At 71.0% G+C, this 18,230-nt stretch carries 20 protein-coding genes; 2 read left to right on the plus strand and 18 right to left on the minus strand.

What is annotated here, in order from left to right:
- Positions 1 to 119: 119 nt before the first annotated feature.
- Positions 120 to 1,052, plus strand: a complete 933-nt coding sequence (locus tag AC3A3L_RS00740) for a sensor domain-containing diguanylate cyclase (protein WP_487638120.1) — start codon at positions 120 to 122, stop codon at positions 1,050 to 1,052.
- 158 nt (positions 1,053 to 1,210) lie between these two features.
- Here the strand turns inward: AC3A3L_RS00740 and AC3A3L_RS00745 are convergent, their stop codons facing one another.
- A complete protein-coding gene (locus AC3A3L_RS00745) occupies positions 1,211 to 2,383 on the minus strand; it encodes an MFS transporter (RefSeq protein ID WP_487638121.1) in 1,173 nt (390 codons plus the stop codon).
- A gap of 64 nt (positions 2,384 to 2,447) precedes the next feature.
- Between AC3A3L_RS00745 and AC3A3L_RS00750 the strand changes: the two genes are divergently transcribed.
- A complete protein-coding gene (locus AC3A3L_RS00750) occupies positions 2,448 to 3,443 on the plus strand; it encodes a LacI family DNA-binding transcriptional regulator (RefSeq protein ID WP_487638122.1) in 996 nt (331 codons plus the stop codon).
- On the opposite strand, the gene AC3A3L_RS00755 is transcribed toward AC3A3L_RS00750, so the two are convergent.
- From AC3A3L_RS00755 to rho, 17 genes are all read right to left on the minus strand, one after another.
- Complete coding sequence (locus AC3A3L_RS00755; RefSeq protein WP_487638123.1) at positions 3,444 to 3,887, minus strand: DUF2550 domain-containing protein; 444 nt, start codon at positions 3,885 to 3,887, stop codon at positions 3,444 to 3,446.
- 78 nt (positions 3,888 to 3,965) lie between these two features.
- Entirely contained in the window at positions 3,966 to 4,370 is a 405-nt protein-coding gene (locus AC3A3L_RS00760) for a F0F1 ATP synthase subunit epsilon (RefSeq protein ID WP_487638124.1), read from the minus strand.
- Positions 4,370 to 5,827: a F0F1 ATP synthase subunit beta gene (gene atpD / locus AC3A3L_RS00765; RefSeq protein WP_487638125.1), complete on the minus strand. Its 1,458-nt coding sequence runs from the start codon at positions 5,825 to 5,827 to the stop codon at positions 4,370 to 4,372. The genes AC3A3L_RS00760 and atpD overlap by 1 nt, the downstream gene beginning before the upstream one ends.
- 6 nt (positions 5,828 to 5,833) lie before the next feature.
- Entirely contained in the window at positions 5,834 to 6,760 is a 927-nt protein-coding gene (locus tag AC3A3L_RS00770; protein ID WP_487638126.1) for a F0F1 ATP synthase subunit gamma, read from the minus strand.
- 4 nt (positions 6,761 to 6,764) lie between these two features.
- Positions 6,765 to 8,405: a F0F1 ATP synthase subunit alpha gene (gene atpA, locus AC3A3L_RS00775; RefSeq protein WP_487638127.1), complete on the minus strand. Its 1,641-nt coding sequence runs from the start codon at positions 8,403 to 8,405 to the stop codon at positions 6,765 to 6,767.
- A 71-nt stretch (positions 8,406 to 8,476) separates the two neighbouring features.
- Entirely contained in the window at positions 8,477 to 9,271 is a 795-nt protein-coding gene (locus AC3A3L_RS00780; protein WP_487638128.1) for a F0F1 ATP synthase subunit delta, read from the minus strand.
- Entirely contained in the window at positions 9,271 to 9,840 is a 570-nt protein-coding gene (locus AC3A3L_RS00785; protein ID WP_487638129.1) for a F0F1 ATP synthase subunit B, read from the minus strand. The genes AC3A3L_RS00780 and AC3A3L_RS00785 overlap by 1 nt, the downstream gene beginning before the upstream one ends.
- Before the next feature lie 41 nt (positions 9,841 to 9,881).
- The gene (gene atpE, locus AC3A3L_RS00790) at positions 9,882 to 10,091 is read right to left on the minus strand and encodes an ATP synthase F0 subunit C (RefSeq protein WP_030482691.1); all 210 of its coding nucleotides are present in this window, start codon (positions 10,089 to 10,091) and stop codon (positions 9,882 to 9,884) included.
- Positions 10,092 to 10,161: 70 nt separating this feature from the next.
- Positions 10,162 to 10,950: a F0F1 ATP synthase subunit A gene (gene atpB / locus AC3A3L_RS00795; RefSeq protein ID WP_487638130.1), complete on the minus strand. Its 789-nt coding sequence runs from the start codon at positions 10,948 to 10,950 to the stop codon at positions 10,162 to 10,164.
- A complete protein-coding gene (locus AC3A3L_RS00800) occupies positions 10,947 to 11,246 on the minus strand; it encodes an AtpZ/AtpI family protein (RefSeq protein ID WP_487638131.1) in 300 nt (99 codons plus the stop codon). Before AC3A3L_RS00800 ends, atpB begins: the two co-directional genes overlap by 4 nt.
- On the minus strand, positions 11,243 to 11,701 hold the full coding sequence (locus AC3A3L_RS00805) for a hypothetical protein (protein ID WP_487638132.1): 459 nt from the start codon (positions 11,699 to 11,701) through the stop codon (positions 11,243 to 11,245). Before AC3A3L_RS00805 ends, AC3A3L_RS00800 begins: the two co-directional genes overlap by 4 nt.
- Positions 11,702 to 11,780: 79 nt before the next feature.
- On the minus strand, positions 11,781 to 12,986 hold the full coding sequence (locus AC3A3L_RS00810; protein ID WP_487638133.1) for an MraY family glycosyltransferase: 1,206 nt from the start codon (positions 12,984 to 12,986) through the stop codon (positions 11,781 to 11,783).
- Between the two features lie 5 nt (positions 12,987 to 12,991).
- The gene (locus tag AC3A3L_RS00815) at positions 12,992 to 13,657 is read right to left on the minus strand and encodes an L-threonylcarbamoyladenylate synthase (protein WP_487638134.1); all 666 of its coding nucleotides are present in this window, start codon (positions 13,655 to 13,657) and stop codon (positions 12,992 to 12,994) included.
- The gene (gene prmC, locus AC3A3L_RS00820) at positions 13,654 to 14,490 is read right to left on the minus strand and encodes a peptide chain release factor N(5)-glutamine methyltransferase (protein ID WP_487638135.1); all 837 of its coding nucleotides are present in this window, start codon (positions 14,488 to 14,490) and stop codon (positions 13,654 to 13,656) included. The genes AC3A3L_RS00815 and prmC overlap by 4 nt, the downstream gene beginning before the upstream one ends.
- Complete coding sequence (gene prfA, locus AC3A3L_RS00825; RefSeq protein ID WP_487638136.1) at positions 14,491 to 15,564, minus strand: peptide chain release factor 1; 1,074 nt, start codon at positions 15,562 to 15,564, stop codon at positions 14,491 to 14,493.
- Between the two features lie 106 nt (positions 15,565 to 15,670).
- Positions 15,671 to 15,895 carry a 50S ribosomal protein L31 gene (gene rpmE, locus AC3A3L_RS00830; protein WP_186341633.1) on the minus strand — a complete coding sequence of 75 codons (225 nt, stop codon included), beginning with the start codon at positions 15,893 to 15,895 and terminating at the stop codon, positions 15,671 to 15,673.
- A 129-nt stretch (positions 15,896 to 16,024) separates the two neighbouring features.
- Positions 16,025 to 17,908 (minus strand): transcription termination factor Rho, encoded by a 1,884-nt coding sequence (rho, locus tag AC3A3L_RS00835; protein ID WP_487638137.1) that lies wholly within the window; start codon positions 17,906 to 17,908, stop codon positions 16,025 to 16,027.
- Positions 17,909 to 18,230 lie beyond the last annotated feature (322 nt).

An 18,230-nucleotide genomic window follows, 5' to 3' on the forward strand; every position in this document is an offset into this window, starting at 1 on the left:
CGCCTGCGCGTGCACCCGCCCGACGGCCACAATGTCCCAGACCTCCCACCCCAACACGTTCGAGGAGAGACGTGCCTTCGCAGAGTCCTGCCCTTGCACCCCTGTCTTCGCTGGACACCATGACCAGCTTCGAGGACGCCTCCCGGCTCGTCCTGGACTACCTGCAGTCCCAGGTGCCGATGGAGTTCTGGACCGTCTCGCGCGTGATCGACGGCCGGCAGGTCTACCTCGAGGTCACGCCCGACAACGAGTTCGGGCTGGGCGTCGGCGACGGACCGGACTGGGAGGACTCGCTCTGCCACCAGATGTGGGACAACGGTGCACCCGGCATCGCCCCGGACATCTCCCGGGTGCCGGCCTACGCCTCCAACCGCGCCGCCCGCGCGCTGTCGGTCGCGAGCTACGTCGGCATCCCGGTCTACAACGACGACGAGACGCTCTTCGGCACGATCTGCGGCATCGACCCCGAGGCCCGGCCCGACTCCTTCACCGAGATCGGCCCGCAGCTCGAGCTGCTCGGCCGGCTCCTCAGCGTCGTGCGCAACCTCGACGGCCGCGCCGTCACCCTGGCCAGGCGCCTGGAGCTGACCCTCCAGGAGTCCGAGACCGACCCGCTGACGGGGCTGCGCAACCGTCGCTCGTGGCAGCGTGCCTGCCAGACCGAGGAGACGCGCCACCACCGCCTGGGCGACCACGCGAGCATCGTGGTCCTCGACCTCGACGGCCTCAAGGTGGTCAACGACCGGGACGGCCACGCGGCCGGCGACGAGATGCTCCGGCGGGCCGCCGAGGTGCTGCGCGGGTCCTCGCGCCAGACCGACGTGGTGGCCCGGCTCGGCGGTGACGAGTTCGCGGTCCTCTGCCCCCAGACGACGGCGTCGCAGGTCGAGGTGTACGCCGACCGGATCCGGTCCGAGCTGACGGCGGCCGGGCTGTCGGCCAGCATCGGCGTGGCCACGCTGGAGCGCGTGGGGACCATCGCCGGGGCCGAGGCCGAGGCCGACGCCGCGATGTACGCCGACAAGCGCCGGCGCCGGGCAGGACGGGCCTAGGGCGTGACCCTCAAGTCCATGGCCTGCTGCGCGCCGTCATGAACGCACGCTGGCTGCGTTGTCGTCAGTCGCCATGGCTCCGCCATGCCTCCCTCCTCCGCCTTGCCATCGCACGCCCCTGACGCCGCTCGCGACGGCCGAGACTTGAGGGACACGCCCTAGCCGACCGACTGGCCGGACGGCACCTCGCGCTGCTCGCGGGCCGCCGGCACGACCAGCGCCGCAGGCATCAGGAGCACGGCGACCACCAGCAGTGCGTTCAGGGTGCCGACCTCGTCGCCGACGAAGCCGAGGAGCGGCGGCCCGGCGAGGAACGCCGCGTAGCCGATGGTCGACACGACGCTGACCCGCGACGCCGCCCGGACCGGGTCGTCGGCGGCGGCGCTCATGCCGACCGGGAAGCCGAGCGAGGCGCCCACTCCCCACAGCACGATGCCGAGCACGACGAGCACCGGCTGGTCGGCGAGGACGATCAGCAGGACGCCGGCGCCCGCCAGCGCCATGGTGCCCCACAGCACGACCACGCGGCCGAACCGGTCGATCAGGCCGGTCCCGGCGAAGCGTCCCACGGTCATCGCGAGCACGAAGATCGCGAAGCCGGCCACGCCGACGGCGTGCGAGACGTCGTGACCGTCGACCAGCGCGACGGCGAGCCAGTCGTTGGCCGTGCCCTCGGTCATGGCCAGGGCCAGGACCATGACGCCGATGAGGAGGGTGCGCGGCTCGAGCCACGCGCGTGCGGCCGAGGAGGCGGTCTCCTCGTGCCGCTCGACCACGGGCAGGAAGGACGGGGACGTGCGCCACACCAGCACGATGGCCAGCAGGACGATCCCCACGAGGTGGACGAGGGCGGGCACGCCGAGCTCGATCAGCAGCGCACCGAGCAGGGCACCGACCACCGTGCCCCCGCTGAAGCCGGCGTGGAAGCGCGGCATGATCGTGCGCCGCAGCCCGCGCTCGACCTCGGCGCCCTCGACGTTCATCGCCACGTCCCACACGCCGATGCCGAGCCCGTAGACGAACAGTCCGGCGACCGTCAGCGGCAGCACCTCACCCAGGCCGACCGCAGCGGCCGTCATCCCGAGGGTCGCCGCACCGGCACCGATCCGGACGATCCGCACGGTGCCCAGGGCGTTGATCGCGGCGCCGGTCGTCGGCAGCGCCAGGACCGATCCCAGGGCGATCGCGAGCAGCACCAGGCCGAGCTGGCCGTTGGTGAGGTCGAAGCTCTCGCGCACCTCCGGGATGCGGGACACCCAGCTGGCGAAGACCAGTCCGTTGAGGAAGAACGTCAGCCCCACGGCGTTGCGCGCGGCGGTCAGGGTGGGCACGGTGCTGCTCCTCGAGGATGACGAAACGTTTCGATCGAATCGATTCGATGCTATCGTCCACGGCGTGTCCAGTCCAACCCGCGCCCCCACGATGGCCGACGTGGCCGCTGCCGCCGGCGTGTCGCTGTCCACCGCCTCGCTCGCCTTTTCCGGCAACAAGCCGGTCTCCGAGGAGACGCGCGACCGGGTGCTGGCCGCTGCCGCAGCCCTCGGCTACGCCGGCCCGAACCCGCTGGCCCGCAACCTCCGCCGCGGTCGCAGCGGCGTGGTCGGGGTCGCCGTCGGCCGGCTCAGCACGGCCTTCCGTGACCCCGCGGCCCTGCCGATGCTCGACGCCGTCTCGGAGGTCCTCGACGCTGCCGGGCTGGGCCTGCTGCTCATGCCGGACGGCGACGAGCACGCCGGACTCCCCCTCGACGCGGTCATCTACGACATCTGCGGGTGCGAGACCTGGGGCCCGTACGACGACCTGGTGGCCCGCGGCGTGCCGCTGGTCGTCGTCGAGGGCCCGGCATGGACCGGGGCGACCTACGTCGACGTCGAGCACCGCCGGGGCGCCGCCGAGGTCGCCCGGCACCTCCACGACCTCGGGCACCGGCGGGTCGCGACCCTCACGCTCGGGTCCTCGCACCCCCAGCGGGAGCGCGAGGGCGGCCTGCGCGAGGTGTTCCCGGACGCCGAGGTGATCGGCCCCTGCGACAGCGACCTCGCGGCCGCCCAGCGCGCCGTCGGCGCGTGGTGGGACAGCGGCGGCGCGGCGACGGCTGTCGTCTGCCAGAGCGACGTGCAGGCCGCCGGCGTCGTGCTCGAGGCGCGCCGACGCGGGATGCACGTCCCCGACGACCTCAGCGTGGCCGGTTTCGACGGCGTCCCGACGCCGTGGCTCGACGTCGAGCTGACCACCGTCGTGCAGCCGCTCGCCGAGAAGGGCCGTGCGACGGCGCGGGCCGTGCTGTCGCGCATCGCCGGCGAGGTCGTGGACGACGTGCTGCTGCCCGTCCGGATGCGGGTGGGCGGCTCGACGGGGCCGAGACCAGCCACGGGCCCCGTCGGGACCTGACTAGCGCCGGTTCCAGTCGGTGCCGGGCGGGCCGGACTCGAGCCAGGACTGGAAGCCGGTGAGCGAGGCCTCGCTCATGGCGACCTCGAGCGGCTCGTCGTCGTAGCGGCACGACGCCACCACGTGTCCGTCGTAGAGCGACATCTCCTCCGCACCGGCAGGTGAGCGGCGACCGGCGTACTCGAGCAGGTCCCTCGCCCAGACGCGCTTGGGCCGCGGCGACAGCGAGAAGATCCGGAACCACTCCAGCGACTGGCCGGAGTAGCGGCCGATGCCGAGCAGCCATCCGCGGCCCGGGTGCTCGGGGCGCACGCGGTAGCTCAGCTCGAAGGTGCCGCCGTGGCGGGCGAGGAGGCGACGCCGGACGATGAGGGCGATGCCGTAGAGCAGGGCGAGGAGCAGGCAGAGCCCGACGATGTCGAGCGCCCATTCCCAGACCGGCATCCACACCCTCCGAAACGCAGTGAGCGCACGAACCCTGCGGTTCGTGCGCTCACCCTAGCGGTCGGGTTTCGAGCCTCGTCAGGAGGCCCTCTCCACGGCGCGGACGCGTGCCTCGGCGCGACGCAGCTTCTCCTGCGCCTCGTCGTCGTTCTCGCCGGCCTGCTTGCAGCGCTCGTACTCCTCGCGCGCCTTCTCCAGATCGATCTCGTGCGACATCTCGGCCCGCTCGGCCAGGATCGAGACCCGGTTGTCGGCCACCGACAGGAAGCCGGCGTCGACGGCCGCGATCCAGGTCTCGCCCTCGGACGTCTGCACGTCCACGACGCCCTCGATGATCGAGGACAGCAGCGGAGCGTGGTTGGGCAGGATGCCGACGTCGCCCTCGGTGGTGCGGGCGATGACCATCGTGGCCTGGCCCGACCAGACGAGCCGGTCGGCAGCGACCAGCTCGACCTGGAGGACCTTGTCGGTGGACTCGGCCATCAGAGGCTCTTCTGGATCTCGGCCCACTTCTGCTCGACGTCGTCCAGACCGCCGCACATGAAGAAGGCCTGCTCGGCCACGTGGTCGTACTCGCCGTCGGCGATCTTGTTGAACGCCTCGATGGTGTCGGCCACCGGGACGGTCGAACCCTCGATGCCGGTGAACTGCTTGGCGACGTAGGTGTTCTGGGACAGGAATCGCTGGATGCGGCGGGCCCGGGAGACGATGATCTTGTCCTCCTCGGAGAGCTCGTCGACACCGAGGATCGCGATGATGTCCTGGAGCTCCTTGTTGCGCTGCAGGATCTGCTTGATCCGCACGGCGCAGCGGTAGTGCTCGTCACCGATGTACTGCGGGTCGAGGATGCGCGAGGTCGACGTCAGCGGGTCCACGGCCGGGTAGATGCCGAGCGAGGCGATCTCTCGCGAGAGCTCGGTCGTCGCGTCGAGGTGCGCGAAGGTCGTGGCCGGGGCCGGGTCGGTGTAGTCGTCGGCGGGCACGTAGATCGCCTGCATCGAGGTGATCGAGTGACCGCGCGTCGAGGTGATGCGCTCCTGCAGCTGGCCCATCTCGTCGGCGAGGTTGGGCTGGTAGCCCACCGCGGACGGCATGCGGCCGAGCAGCGTGGACACCTCGGAGCCGGCCTGGGTGAAGCGGAAGATGTTGTCGATGAAGAGCAGCACGTCCTGCTTCTGCACGTCGCGGAAGTACTCCGCCATCGTCAGCGCGGACAGGGCGACCCGCAGGCGCGTGCCCGGCGGCTCGTCCATCTGGCCGAAGACCAGGGCGGTCTGGCCGATGACGCCGGCCTCCTCCATCTCGACGATGAGGTCGTTGCCCTCACGGGTGCGCTCACCGACACCGGCGAACACCGACACACCACCGTGGTCCTTCGCGACGCGGGCGATCATCTCCTGGATGAGCACGGTCTTGCCGACGCCGGCACCACCGAACAGGCCGATCTTGCCGCCCTGCACGTAGGGGGTGAGGAGGTCGATGACCTTGATGCCGGTCTCGAACATCTGGGTCTTGGCCTCGAGCTGGTCGAACGCCGGGGCCTTGCGGTGGATGCCCCACCGCTCGTTGACCTCGAACGTCTCGCCCTCCTCGAGGTTGAGCACGTCGCCGGTGGTGTTGAACACCTTGCCGAGCGTCGCGTCGCCCACCGGCACGGTGATCGACTCACCGGTGTCGGTCACCTGGGCACCGCGGACGAGGCCGTCGGTCGGCTTCATCGAGATGGCACGGACCATGCCGTCACCGATGTGCTGGGCCACCTCGAGGGTGATGCTCTGGGTCTCGCCACCGAGGGTCAGCTCGACCTTGAGGGCGTTGTAGATCGCCGGCATCGCGTCGGTCGGGAACTCGATGTCCACGACCGGGCCGATGACACGCGTGATACGCCCGACCGAGCCGGCGGAGCCGCTGGTCTGGGTCTCTTCAACGGTTGCAGTCATGTTCTCTCACTCACTCCCGGCGTTGGCGTCGGCAAGGGCGTTGACGCCACCGACGATCTCGCTGATTTCCTGGGTAATACCGGCCTGGCGGGCCTGGTTGGCGATGCGGGTGTACTTCTTGATGAGCTCGTCGGCGTTGTCCGTCGCGGACTTCATCGCCTTCTGGCGGGCTGCCAGCTCGGAGGCGGCAGCCTGCAGGAGCGCGAAGAAGATCCGGCTCTGGACGTAGCGCGGCAGCAGCGAGTCGAGCACCTCCGAGGGGGACGGCTCGAACTCGTAGAGCGGCAGGAGGTCCTCCTTGTCCGGCGCCTCGGTGCCCTCGACGACCTCCAGCGGGAGGAGGCGTACGGCGGTGGGCTCCTGGCTGAGCATCGACCGGAACCGCGTGTAGACCACGTGGACCTCGTCGACCGCCCGGACGTCGGACTCGCCGTCCTCCGCGTCGCCGAGGAACGCCTCGATCAGCGTGGCGCCGATCTCGGCCGCGACGTCGTAGGTCGGCTGGTCGGAGAAGCCCGTCCACGCCTGCACGACCTCGCGCTGGCGGAACTTGAAGTAGGCCTCGCCCTTGCGACCGCTGGTGTAGAGGTCGACGTCCTTGCCCTCGCTCCTGAGCTTCTCGACGAGGCGCTCGGCCTCCTTGATGACGCTCGAGGAGTAGGCGCCGGCCAGGCCGCGGTCGGAGGTGACCACGAGGACGGCAGCCTTCTTGGGGTCCTCCGGCTCGGTGGTCAGCGCGTGGTCGACGTTGGAGAACGTCGCCACGGCCGACACCGCGCGGGTCAGCTCGCGGGCGTAGGGCGCTGCCGCCTGCGCGCGCTGCTGGGCCTTGATGATCCGCGAGGCAGCGATGAGCTCCATCGCACGCGTGATCTTCTTCATCGACTCCGTCGACCTGATCCGCGCGCGGTACTCGCGTACGGAGAGAGCCATGGCGTCAGCCCCGCTTCTGCTTGACGATCTGCTCCTGCTCGACGTCCTCGTCCTCGAGGGCGACGTGCTCTTCCTTGCCGGCCTTGATGCTCTGGCCGTCGGAAGTCTCGAACTGGTCGAGGAAGGAGTCGTAGGCCTTCGCGAGCTCGGCCTCGGCGTCGTCGTCGAACTTCAGCGTCTCGCGGATGCCCGCGAGGATGCCCTGGTGCGAGCGGCGCAGGTAGTCGAGGAACTCGGCCTCGAAGCGGAGCACGTCGTCGGTCGGGACCTTGTCGAGGCGGCCGGTGGTGCCGAGCCACAGCGAGGCGGTCATCTCCTCGACCGGGTACGGCGAGTACTGCGGCTGCTTGAGCAGGGCCATCAGGCGCTGGCCGCGGTCGAGCTGCTGGCGCGACGCCGCGTCGAGGTCGGAGGCGAACATGGCGAAGGCCTCCATGGCGCGGAACTGCGCCAGGTCGACCTTGAGCGAGCCGGTGACGGCCTTCATCGCCTTGGTCATCGCCGAGCCACCCACGCGCGAGACCGAGACACCCACGTCGATCGCCGGGCGCTGGTTGGCCGCGAACAGGTCCGACTGCAGGAAGATCTGGCCGTCGGTGATCGAGATGACGTTGGTCGGGATGAACGCCGAGACGTCGTTGGCCTTGGTCTCGATGATCGGCAGGCCGGTCATCGAGCCCTTGCCCATGTCGTCGGAGAGCTTGGCGCAGCGCTCGAGCAGCCGGCTGTGCAGGTAGAACACGTCGCCCGGGTAGGCCTCGCGGCCCGGCGGGCGGCGCAGCAGCAGCGACACGGCGCGGTAGGCCTCGGCCTGCTTGGTCAGGTCGTCGAAGACGATCAGGACGTGCTTGCCCTCGTACATCCAGTGCTGGCCGATGGCCGAGCCGGTGTAGGGCGCGAGGTACTTGAAGCCGGCGGAGTCGGAGGCCGGGGACGCCACGATGGTGGTGTACTCCAGCGCGCCGGCCTCCTCGAGGGCGCCACGCACGGAGGCGATGGTCGAGCCCTTCTGGCCGATGGCGACGTAGATGCAGCGGACCTGCTTGTCCGGGTCGCCGGACTCCCAGTTCTGCTTCTGGTTGATGATGGTGTCGATCGCGATCGTGGTCTTGCCGGTCGCGCGGTCACCGATGATCAGCTGGCGCTGGCCGCGGCCGATCGGCGTCATGGCGTCGATGGCCTTGATGCCGGTCGCGAGCGGCTCGTGCACCGACTTGCGCTGGACCACGGTGGGCGCCTGGAGCTCCAGCGCGCGGCGGCCGGAGGTCTCGATGTCGCCGAGGCCGTCGATCGGCTGGCCGAGCGGGTCGACCACGCGACCGAGGTAGCCCTCGCCGACGGGGACCGAGAGGATCTCGCCGGTCCGGCGGACCGCCTGGCCCTCCTCGATCTTGTCGAAGTCACCGAGGACCACGACACCGACCTCGCGGGTGTCGAGGTTGAGGGCGATACCCAGGGTGCCGTCCTCGAACGCGAGCAGCTCGTTGGCCATGACCGAGGGCAGTCCGCTGACGCGGGCGATGCCGTCGGCGGCCTCCGCGACGGTGCCGACCTCTTCCGTGGTCGCCGTGTCGGGCTTGTAGTCGGACACGAAGCGCTGGAGCGCGTCCCGGATCTCGTCCGGACGGATGGAAAGCTCCGTCATCTCATCTCACCTGTTCCTGGTCTGCTGTGCTCGAAAGTTCGGGCTCGAAAGTTCTGGGTGGTGCCGGTGGGTCAGCCGGCGAGCCGGCGCCGGGCCTCGTCGAGGCGGCTGGACACCGTCCCGTCGATGACGTCGTCGCCGATCTCGACGCGGATGCCGCCGATGACGTCGGGGTCCACGACGACGTTGAGGTGGATCTCGCGCTCGTAGGTGCGGGAGAGCGCTTCGGCGAGGCGCTGGCGGTCGGCGTCGGCGAGGGGACGCGCGACGCGGACGGTCGCCACCCCCTGGCCGCGCACCTCGGCCGCCACCTTCTGGTAGTCGGCCAGGGCGACCCCGACCGTGCGGTAGCTGCCCGACAGCGACTGCTGCACGAGCGCGACCGTGGCCGGGAGGACCTTGTCCCCCAGCAGGTCGGACAGCAGCCGGGACTTGTCGTCGCGGCTGCGGGCCGGGTCGGACAGCGCGTCACGCAGCTCGGAGTTGTCCTGGACGAGCTGCCCGAAGGCGAACAACTCGTCCTCGAGGCGACCGGCGTCGCCCCCCGAGGACTGCGCGACCGAGACCACGCCGAGACGCTCGAGGGCGTCGGCGAGGTCGCGGCTGGCGGTCCAGCGCTGGGCCACCGCGATGGTGACCACGGCCAGCGCCAGGTCGGAGACCTTGCCGGACAGCACCTGGCGGACCAGGCCGGCCTTGGCGTCACCCGCGATGGAGGCGTCGGTGGCGACGCGCCGCAGGGCGGGCTCGGCGCGGAGGACATCCGCCACGCCGAACAGGTCCCGACCGACGGTGGCCGCGTCACCGGCGCCCGTGAGGGCACCGGCGGTGGCGGCGTACGCGTCGGCAGAGGCTCCTCGCATCATCAGTTGACGCTCCCCGACTGGGCCGAGGTGGTGCCGTTCTGCGCCTCGAGCTCGGACAGGAACCGGTCGACCACGCGGCTCTGGCGAGCCTCGTCGTCGAGGCTCTCGCCGACGATGCGCCCGGCCAGGCCGGTCGCGAGGGCGCCGACCTCGGCCCGGAGCGAGGTGACCGCTTGCTGGCGCTCGGCCTCGATCTGGGTCTTGCCGTGCTCCACGATGCGGGTGGACTCGGCCTGGGCCTGGTCCCGCATCTCGGCGATGATCGCGGCGCCCTGCTCGCGTGCCTCCTCACGGATGCGCGCAGCCTCGTGACGGGCGTCGGCCAGCTGCTTCTCGAGCTCGGCGAGCTTGGCGTCGGCCTCGGCCTGCTTGGTCTCGGCCGCGCTGAGCCCACCCTCGATCGCCTGCGTGCGCTCCGCGAAGGTCTTCTCGAAGCTCGGCACGATGAACTTGCGCATGAGCACGAAGAGGATCGCGAAGACGATCAGGGAGAGGATGACCTCCGACCAGACCGGCAGCACCGGACTGTGGGTCTCCCCTTCCGCCGCCGCCAGGACGATGTGGTCCATGAGTCGAACTCCTACGGTCTAGAGCTGAAGTGCGACGGTCGTCAGAGAGGCAGGACGAACGCGAGCGCGACGGTGATGATGAAGAGCGCCTCGGCAAGGACGAAGCCAAGGATGGCGATCGACTGCAGACGGCTCTGGGCCTCGGGCTGGCGGGCGACGCCGGAGATGAACGCGGCGAAGATCAGGCCGATACCGACACCGGGACCGATGGCGGACAGGCCGAGACCGACCAGGTTGATGGAGCCTTCCACGGCTTTTCCTTTCGTCGGCGACGCGTCTCTCGCGCCGCTGTTTGGCGAAACTTGTGGGGTTTGTTGGGGATCAGTGCTCGTCGGCGAGCGCTTCGCCGATGTACATCGAGCTCAGGAGCGTGAAGACGTAGGCCTGGAGGAACATGACCAGCATCTCGAGGAAGCTGACGCCGATGCCGAGGCCGAAGGAGAGGACGCCGACCGCGCCGTACAGGATGTTGCCGCTGGCCAGCAGCGCTGCACCACCCGTGGCGAACAGGATCAGCAGCAGGTGTCCCGCGAACATGTTGCCGAAGAGTCGCAGCGTGAGCGTGACGGGCCGGATCAGGATGTTGGAGAAGAACTCCAGCGGCACCAGCAGCAGCAGGATCGGGCCCTTCACACCGGAGGGCATCGTGGCGTGCTTGAGGTAGCCGAGCGCGCCGTGCTTCCAGATCCCGGCGCCGATGTAGATGAGCCAGCTGAGCAGCGCGAGCGGGACGATGAAGCCGATCCGGCCGAAGCTCGGGAACTGCAGGAACGGGATCACGCCGTAGTAGTTGTTCACCAGGATGAAGGTGAACAGCGTGAAGAGGTAGGGCACGAACTTCATGTAGTGCTCGCTGCCGATGTTGTCGCGGGCCACGTTGTTGCGCACGAAGCCGTAGACCATCTCGCCGGCGAACTGCAGGCGACCCGGCACCAGGGACGAGCTGCGCGAGGCGAAGTAGAAGAAGGCGAACACCAGCACGAGCGACAGGGTCAGCAGCACCATCGGCTTGGTGACGTCGCCGAAGATCGGGGGCAGTTCGAAGCTCGCGGGGCCGGGGGCGTGGAACTCCGAACCGCCCTCTGCCGCGACAGGCTGGGTGATGCTCACTCCGACTCCTCAGTGCTCGTCTTGTTGCTGGTCGTGGTGCTGGCGTGCGCCTGTTCGCCGGTCGTCTGCCGGGTGAGCTGCGCGACAATCATGTAGGTGCCAAGTCCGCCGCCGAACAGGACCCCCGCCGCCACCAGGAAGCGGGTGCCCAGCCACTGGTCCAGCAGCCAGCCGACCGCTCCGTAGAAGAACACGCCAGCGATCAGGTAGCTGGGTGCGCTGCTGTGTGACGGTCGTGGGGAAGTGGCACCGGACTCGGCCATGGCGCTGCGGACATTATCAGTCGCGGTGCTCATGACTCACCCCCGGGCGGGAGGTCGAAGTAGGGCGCACGCTCGCGTGCGGTCAGGACCAGGTGGGCCGCGGTCCACACGAGCGTCGTGAGCACCATCGCCGCGGCCAGCCAGCCGCGCGCCTGGTCACTGGCGAAGACGTCGCCACGCGTGATGGCGAGGAAGACCAGCAGGACGATCGCGAGCTGGGTCGCGTAGGTGACCAGCGCGACGAGCAACGACGCCGACGGCATCGCGCTCGCGACGACGTGGAGCGACAGCGTGCCGAAGGAGACCACGAGGAGCACCAGCCCGGCGCCGACGGCGGCAGCCGCAGCGGCCTCTCCCCCGTGCACGACGGCGGCGACGACCACCAGGAGGACCCCCGCGAGCGCCGTCAGGCCGGCTGCTCGGACGACGACCCGGACGCCCGGCACGAGGCTGCTGCGGCGGGTGCTCGCGCTGCTCTCGGTCGTCATGTCGGCGGCCTGTCTGGTCTCTACGGACGGTGCTTTCCCTGCTCGTGAAAACTATCACAAGGTCGTCGGGGCGCCGAATTCAGGAGCCGGGGACGGGCTCGTCGGCGTGCCCCTCGACCCGTCCTTCGGCGCGCCCCTCGACACCGGCGTTCTCGGGCAGCCCGGTGTCGCCGAGCCCGGTCTTGCGCGGGCGGTGCATCTTGGGCAGCACGAAGGTGAGGACGACCGTCAGGACGATCATGGTGCCGAGGCTCCACCACACCAGCGGGTCGTCGAACAGGCTGACCAGCACGGCCCCGGTGGCGATCGTGAAGGCCCACATCCACATGATCAGCACCGCGCGCCGCTGGGAGTGGCCGATCTCCAGCAGGCGGTGGTGCAGGTGCTGCTTGTCGGCACTCATCGGCGAGCGGCCGGCACGCGTGCGTCGTACGACGGCCAGGACCAGGTCGACGATCGGCACCATCAGCAGCGAGATCGGCAGCAGCACCGGCAGCACGGTCACGAACAGGCTGTTGCCGGTGGTCTCGGGCATCCCGACGAACTGCCCCGTCAGCGTCAGCGCGCTCGCCGACAGCACCAGACCGATCAGCATCGATCCGGAGTCGCCCATGAAGAGCCTGGCGGGGTGGAAGTTGTGCGGCAGGAAGCCCGCGCACGCGCCGGCGAGCGCGGCGCTCAGCAGCGCGCCGGTCGTGGCGAGGGTGAGGTTGGCCTGCGCGGAGGCGAAGTAGCAGTAGAGGAAGAACGCCGACGCACCGATGCCCACCACGCCGGCGGCGAGCCCGTCGAGGCCGTCGACGAAGTTCACGGCGTTCATCGTCCCGATCACCACGACGAGGGTCAGCACGGCGCCCTGGACGTCGTCGAGGGAGAACTGCGTGCCGTCGGCGCCCGGGAAGTAGTAGAACCGCACGCCCTGCGTGACCAGCAGGCCGGCGGCGAGGACCTGCCCGCCGAGCTTGGTGAGGGCGTCGAGCTCGAAGATGTCGTCGATCACCCCGACGGCGCAGACGAGGGCGCCCGCGAGCAGCACCGACCCGGCGTCGGGAAAGACGAACTCCTCGCTGGTGGACAGGAACGGCAGGTGGCGGGCGACGAGGTAGGCGGCGTAGAGGCCGCCGAGCATGGCCAGCCCGCCCAGGTAGGGGATCGGCTCGGCATGCACGTCGCGGTCGCGGACCGCGGCGACGGCTCCCGTGCGGAGCGCGATCTCCCGCGCGACGACCGTGAGCAGGTAGGTCACCGACAGGGCGACCAGGAAGACGAGGAGGTACTCCCGCATCCGGCCTAGCCCTGGTCTTCGAGCACGACCCCGTGCTCCTCGATCGCCGCGTTGAGCTGCTCCAGCGACAGCGCGCCGAGCCGCAGCACCCGGCCCTCGGGGACCGTGACGTCGATGATCGTGGAGGCCTCGCCGCCGGGCGACGTGCCGGCGTCGACGATCACCGCGACGGCGTCGCCGAGCATCTCCTCGGCCTGGTCGGCGTCGGTCGCGGCCGGGCGGCCGGTGAGGTTGGCCGAGCTGACCGCCAGCGGGCCCGTGCGCTCGAGGACGGCGAGGGCCACCTCGTCGTCGGGCATCCGCACCGCCACCGTGCCGCGGGTCTCCCCGAGGTCCCACATGAGCGAGCCCTGCTGGCGGCACACGAGGGTCAGCGGCCCGGGCCAGAACTCCTCGACGAGGGTGCGCGCCCACGTCGGCACGCTCTCGGCGAGCGCGTCGAGGGTGGTCGCGGCGGAGACGAGCACCGGCGGCGGCATCTCGCGGCCGCGGCCCTTGGCCTCCAGGAGGCGTCGTACGGCCTCGTGGGAGAACGCGTCGGCGGCGATGCCGTAGACGGTGTCGGTGGGGATGACCACCAGGTCCCCGCGTCGTACGGCGCCGGCGGCGGCGGTCACCGCCGCCTCCCGCTCCTCCTCCGTCGAGGTCGCAAGCCTGTCCACGTCGCTCATCGTGCCAGCCGCGCGGTCAGGTAGCGCGGTCGACCCGCGAGGTCGAGGTGGTCACGCACCTCGAGCCACCGTCCGGTCGCCGCGAACACGCCCGGCGCCGAGGCGCCCTGGACGTCCGCGTGCTCGGCGCCCACCACTCCCCCGGGCCGCAGGAGCGCGGCCGCGCGGCGCTCGAGGAGCCGCATCGCGTCGAGCCCGTCCTGTCCGGAGAAGAGGGCGAGGTGCGGGTCGTGGTCGCGGGCCTCGACGGCGACCGACTCCCAGGCCTCGAGCGGGACGTAGGGCGGGTTGCAGACCACGACGTCCACCGCACCGGCGAGGTCGTCGAACGCGGCGAAGGCGTCACCGAGGCGGAGGTCGACGTCGGCGAGGTTGGCCTGCGCGTAGCGGAACGCCTCGGGGCTGACCTCGACCGCGTGCACGTCGGCGTGGGGCACCTCGTCCTTCACAGCCGCGGCGATCGCCCCGGAGCCGGTGCAGAGGTCGACCACGGTCGGGGTGTGCGAGACGGCGAACGCCTGCTCGATCGCCCAGCCCGCCAGCAGCTCGGTCTCGGGCCGCGGCACGAAGACCCCCGGGCCCACCGCCAGCTCCACGTGGCGGAACGCCGCCGTGCCGGTCAGGTGCTGGAGCGGCTCGCGGGCCGCCCGGCGCGCCAGCAGGGCGTCGTACGCCTCGTGCTGGACGTCGTCGAGGTCGTCGACCAGCGGGAGCCGGCCCAGGGGCACGTCGAGCAGGTGGGCGAGGAGGAGGTCGGCGTCACGCTCCGGCGAGGCGACGCCGGCGTCGCGGAGCCGAGCGGCCCCCTCCCGCCGCGCGAGGCTGGCGCGCACTCAGGACTCCAGGGCCGCGAGCCGGGCGGCCATGTCCGCCTCCACGCACGAGTCGAGCACCGGCTGGAGGTCGCCGTCGAGCACCTGGTCGAGGTTGTAGGACTTGTAGCCGGTGCGGTGGTCGGAGATGCGGTTCTCAGGGTAGTTGTAGGTGCGGATCCGCTCCGAGCGGTCCACCGTGCGCACCTGCGACCGGCGGGCCTCGCTGGCCTCGGCGTCGGCGGCGTCCTGCGCGACCTGCAGCAGCCGGGCCCGCAGGATCCGCATCGCCTGCTCCTTGTTCTGCAGCTGGCTCTTCTCGTTCTGGCAGCTCGCCACGATGCCGGTGGGCACGTGGGTGATCCGCACCGCGGAGTCGGTCGTGTTGACGCTCTGGCCGCCGGGGCCGCTGGAGCGGAAGACGTCGATGCGCAGGTCGCTGTCGTTGATCTCGACGTCGACCTGCTCGGCCTCGGGCATCACCAGGACGCCCGCCGCGGAGGTGTGGACCCGTCCCTGCGACTCGGTGACGGGCACCCGCTGGACGCGGTGCACCCCGCCCTCGAACTTGAGCAGGGCGTACGGCGCCTGGCCGGGCTCGACCGTCCCCCGGGCCTTGACCGCCGCGGTGACGGACTTGTAGCCGCCGAGGTCGGACTCCGTGGCGTCGAGCACCTCGACGCTCCAGCCGCGGGTCTCGGCGTAGCGGGAGTACATCCGCAGGAGGTCGCCCGCGAAGAGCGCCGACTCCTCGCCGCCCTCCCCCGACTTGATCTCCAGCAGCGCGTCCTTGCCGTCGGAGGGGTCGCGGGGCACCAGCAGCCGGCGCAACCGCTCCTCGGCGGCGTCGCGCCGCTTCGCGAGGTCGTCGGCCTCCTGCGCGAAGGCGGGGTCGTCGGAGGCCAGCTCACGTGCGGCCTCGATGTCGTCGCCCAGGCGCAGCCACTCCTGCCAGGTCGCCACGACGGCCGTCAGCTCGGCGTAGCGCTGGTTCAGCTGCTTGGCGAGGCGCTGGTCGGCGTGGGTCTCGGGGAGCGCGAGGCGCCGCTCGAGGTCGGCGTGCTCCTCGCGCATGCCGTCGACGGCTTCGAACAACGGGTCTCCTCGAGTGGGTCCTGGTGGGCAGACGACCTGCAGACGACCTGCAGACGACAAGGCGCCGGCCACCCGCGGTGAGCGGGAGACCGGCGCCTGGCGTGGACTACTTCTTCTCGGCCGGGGCCTTCTTGGCGTAGCGGGCCTCGAAGCGGGCGACGCGGCCGCCGGTGTCGAGGATCTTCTGCTTGCCGGTGTAGAACGGGTGGCACTGCGAGCAGACGTCGGCGTGGATCGAGCCGGAGGTCGCGGTGCTGCGGGTGGTGAACGACGCGCCACAGGTGCAGGTCACCTGGGTCTCGACGTACTCGGGGTGGGTGTCCTTCTTCATGGTGTCCTCTCGAATTGCTCCGGGTCGCCCGCGTGGATCGCGTATGACGTGAACCGGAGCCGGCGCACAAGTGTGCCACCGGTGTGAACAACGGCGCCAATCCGTGGATTCCCGCTCGGGGACCGCGGATCAGCGGGAGCCGACGACCTTCGTCACGGCCTGCGGGGAGTCGGCGGCGGCGAGCTGCTTGCGCAGGTCGCCGACGACCGCGCCCTCGGCCGGGGCGAGCAGCTTCTCCTCGTGCCGGGTGCCGGAGGCCGCCACGTCGACGGCGGGGACGATGCCCTTGGACGCGCGCTCGGCGCTGAGCACCAGCTCGAGGTTGGCGGCACCCGAGAGCTCCTCGAGGAAGAACTCGTCGGTGGCCGAGCCGGTGCCGACCGCCACGGTCGCGAGGATCGTCAGCGAGCCGCCGTCCTCGACCGCGCGGGCGGCCCCGAAGAACTCCTTCGTCGGGTGGACGGCGGAGGCGTCGACGAGGCCCGCGAGCACCCGGCCGTTGGCCGGTGCGGCGAGGTTGTAGGCCCGCCCCAGACGGGTGAGCGAGTCCAGCAGGACGACCACGTCGTGGCCGAGCTCGACGAGGCGCTTGGCGCGCTCGATGGCCAGCTCGGCGACCAGGGTGTGGTCGGCCGGCTGACGGTCGAAGGTCGACGCGACGACCTCGCCCTTGACGGCGCGCTGGTAGTCGGTGACCTCCTCCGGGCGCGTGTCGACCAGGACCACCATGACGTGGCACTCAGGGTTGTTGGCCGTGACCGACTGGGCGATCGACTGCAGGAGCGTGGTGGCGCCGGTCCGCGGCGGCGCGAGGACCAGGCCACGCTGGCCCTTGCCGACCGGCGCGGCGACGTCGACGACGCGGCCGATCAGGTCGGCGTCGGAGGCCAGGCGCAGCCGCTGGTGCGGGTGCACCGGGACCGCGTCGGCGAACTGCGGGCGCTCCTTGGCACCCTCGGCCTCGCTGCCGTTGACGCTGTCGATGCGGACCATCGGGTTGAACTTCTCCCGACGCTCCCCCTCGCGCGGCTGGCGCACCTGGCCGACGACGGCGTCACCGCGGCGGAGGTGGTACTTGCGGACCATCGACAACGACAGGTAGACGTCCTCCGGGCCGGGCAGGTAGCCCGAGGTGCGCACAAACGCACAGTTGTCGAGCACGTCGAGGATGCCGGCGGCCGGCACCAGGACGTCGTCCTCGAGGATCGTGGTGTCGGGCTCGTTGCGGCCGCCACCCTGTCGGGTCGTCGTCCGGTCGCGACCGCGACGGCGGCGGTTGCGACGGCTGCCGCCCTCGCCGTCCTCGTCGTCGTCCGTCTGGTGCTGGGCCTGGTCCTGCCGGCTCTGGTCCTGGCGGTTCTGGTCCTGGCGGTTCTGGTCGCGGTCCTGCTTGGCCTGCTGGTTCTGCTGGCCCTGCTGGTTCTGCTGGTTCTGCTGGTTCTGCTTGCCCTGCTTCTGGCCCTGATCCTGCTTCTGGTCCTGCTTCTTGTCGGACTTCTTCTGGTCCTGGCTCGCGGGCTTGCGCTCGGACTTCTGCTCGGACTTCTGCTCGGACTTCTGCTCGGACTTCTCGGGCTTCTGCTCGGTGGCCGGCTCAGCCGCCTGCTCCGCCCGCTGCTCGGGCTTCTGCTCGGTCCGCTCGGCCTGCTGCTCGGCCTGGCGCTGCTTGCGGGTGCGAGTGCGCACCGTGGTCTGGGGTGCGGGCTCGGCGGCCGCCTGGGGCGCGTCCGCGTCTGACGCCGGCTCCGCGGCGGGCTGGGCGGCGGGCTGGGCGGCGGGCTGGGCGGCGGGCTGGGCGGCGGGCTGGGCGGCGGTCGTGCCGGTCGAGCCGCCGGACTGGCTGGCCCGGATGGCGTCGACGAGCTGCGCCTTCTTCATCGAGCCCGCGCCGGCGATGCCGAGGCCCGCGGCCATCGACTTCAGGTCGGCCAGCAGCATGGAGCTGAGGCCACCCGACTTCTTCGCAGGCTTGGTGGCAGCGTTCTCCGCGGGAGCAGCGGGGGTCTCGGTCACGTGGATCCTTCGCACGTCGCGTCGCCTCCCGGACCGGTCGAACGGCCGGTGAGGCGGATGGTGGGTCCCGTCCACGCGGACCTCGAGACATCGCGAGGACGGGGACGGGCAGGTACGCCGATCGGCGCGCGGTCAGGCTAGCAGGCACCCGGCCGTCGGAAGGCACCTCGGTGCCGAACTGCTGGAGTGCGTCGCGCGCCCCCGGGGGGTGGCGGCACATCCCAAGCATTCGACTACCGCGCGTGCGAGCTGCCGCCACCCCCGGCCGGGCGGCTACCAAGGTGGCGGCGTACGACATCAGATGCGGCCGCGGAACTGTCGC

The sequence above is a fragment of the Nocardioides sp. Soil_C_8 genome (assembly GCF_057656315.1).

Excerpts from the sequence above, each read along its gene's own strand:
- AC3A3L_RS00740 (WP_487638120.1), top strand. The coding sequence starts at position 120 with ATGACCAGCTTCGAGGACGCCTCCCGGCTCGTCCTGGACTACCTGCAG.
- AC3A3L_RS00805 (WP_487638132.1), bottom strand. The coding sequence starts at position 11,701 with ATGACGACCGAGAGCAGCGCGAGCACCCGCCGCAGCAGCCTCGTGCCG.
- AC3A3L_RS00770 (WP_487638126.1), bottom strand. The coding sequence starts at position 6,760 with ATGGCTCTCTCCGTACGCGAGTACCGCGCGCGGATCAGGTCGACGGAG.
- AC3A3L_RS00755 (WP_487638123.1), bottom strand. The coding sequence starts at position 3,887 with ATGCCGGTCTGGGAATGGGCGCTCGACATCGTCGGGCTCTGCCTGCTC.
- AC3A3L_RS00815 (WP_487638134.1), bottom strand. The coding sequence starts at position 13,657 with ATGAGCGACGTGGACAGGCTTGCGACCTCGACGGAGGAGGAGCGGGAG.
- AC3A3L_RS00780 (WP_487638128.1), bottom strand. The coding sequence starts at position 9,271 with ATGATGCGAGGAGCCTCTGCCGACGCGTACGCCGCCACCGCCGGTGCC.
- AC3A3L_RS00785 (WP_487638129.1), bottom strand. The coding sequence starts at position 9,840 with ATGGACCACATCGTCCTGGCGGCGGCGGAAGGGGAGACCCACAGTCCG.
- atpA (WP_487638127.1), bottom strand. The coding sequence starts at position 8,405 with ATGACGGAGCTTTCCATCCGTCCGGACGAGATCCGGGACGCGCTCCAG.
- AC3A3L_RS00810 (WP_487638133.1), bottom strand. The coding sequence starts at position 12,986 with ATGCGGGAGTACCTCCTCGTCTTCCTGGTCGCCCTGTCGGTGACCTAC.
- atpD (WP_487638125.1), bottom strand. The coding sequence starts at position 5,827 with ATGACTGCAACCGTTGAAGAGACCCAGACCAGCGGCTCCGCCGGCTCG.
- AC3A3L_RS00800 (WP_487638131.1), bottom strand. The coding sequence starts at position 11,246 with ATGAGCACCGCGACTGATAATGTCCGCAGCGCCATGGCCGAGTCCGGT.
- rpmE (WP_186341633.1), bottom strand. The coding sequence starts at position 15,895 with ATGAAGAAGGACACCCACCCCGAGTACGTCGAGACCCAGGTGACCTGC.
- AC3A3L_RS00760 (WP_487638124.1), bottom strand. The coding sequence starts at position 4,370 with ATGGCCGAGTCCACCGACAAGGTCCTCCAGGTCGAGCTGGTCGCTGCC.